Here is a 1097-nt window from a genome sequence, read left to right on the forward strand (position 1 = left end):
TTTGTATCCTATGGGCTCGACTTCATTTTAAGCAATGGTAAACGCTGTCGTTTATGGTGGGCTTGTCAGTTTTCCACATGAGATGTTTTTTTTAGATTGAATATTCTTGCTTGTCGTGTTGTGTAAAACATTATCCTTTGAGGTGTGGGTGATAGATAAGGGGAAGACAGTGGCGTTTGTGCTTATAAGCCTTTAGAGATTGTAGGGTGTCACGTATAAAGAATTAAAAAATAGATTTACAGGGTCTTATTAGTGCTTGTTTTATGGTGAAAAGAGTGCTAGACGAATTTGCCGCGCTGGTCGCGTGTTATTAAATTATTAAAGAGTGCGTGGGCATTTTAGATGTGGGGGAATATCAACATGATCAAAGATAAATCACAACACCAATCTGCCCATAAGGGAAATATGGCTTCTGCATTACAGCCAGGGTTAGATCAATCGGCTGTTTTCAAAAAATGCATGACTCTCTCAACGAAAGAGTATGTCATCATTTGTTGTTTGGCTATCCTCTTGTTGGTGCTTTTTGTCGCGACTGTCTATATGAAGCCTCTGGAATTTTTTCACATTATATCTAAAGAACAGTTGCAAGCAATGGCGCAAATGAAACAAGAAGATCTTCAAAAAATGTTTTGGGAGATATGGAGACAGCCTGTTAAAAACAATCCTATAATCACGTCTTTGCGGGACGCAGGATGGAATAGCGTTTGGGCTTTTTTATGTCTCTTGCCGCAGAACATTTTTGGCGTTCTTTTAGGATTCTTTCCACTCTTTTTTATCTTTAACGCCATATTGAAACGGGATGTCAAGGAAATGATATTGCTGGGGGAAACATTGCCAGAGAAGCAACAGCAAGACAACTAATCTCGCAACAGAACACAAGAGGGGAACACGTGACAGCTTTTTTTATAAATGCTTTTGTAATCTTGAGTATGGTAGGGATGGCTATCTTTATTTGTTGTGCGTTGAGTATGGTTTTGTTTTCTACCGTGATGGTAATCTTGGAACTTTATTATTCTTTGATAAAACGGACAATATTGTTGTTTGGGATGCGACGGAAATGAAAAAAGGGAACAGTGCAGAGTTTGGGGAATTATAAG

The 1097-nt window shown here is 38.7% G+C and carries 1 protein-coding gene; it reads left to right on the top strand.

The features are described from left to right. The first annotated feature begins 360 nt into the window (after nucleotides 1-360). Entirely contained in the window at nucleotides 361-861 is a 501-nt protein-coding gene (locus tag ACFIN0_RS09750; RefSeq protein ID WP_375702454.1) for a hypothetical protein, read from the top strand. Nucleotides 862-1097 lie beyond the last annotated feature (236 nt).

The sequence above is a fragment of the Bartonella sp. AA89HNZF genome (assembly GCF_042196905.1).
Taxonomy (GTDB): Bacteria; Pseudomonadota; Alphaproteobacteria; order Rhizobiales; family Rhizobiaceae; genus Bartonella.

Excerpts from the sequence above, each read along its gene's own strand:
- ACFIN0_RS09750 (WP_375702454.1), top strand. The coding sequence starts at position 361 with ATGATCAAAGATAAATCACAACACCAATCTGCCCATAAGGGAAATATG.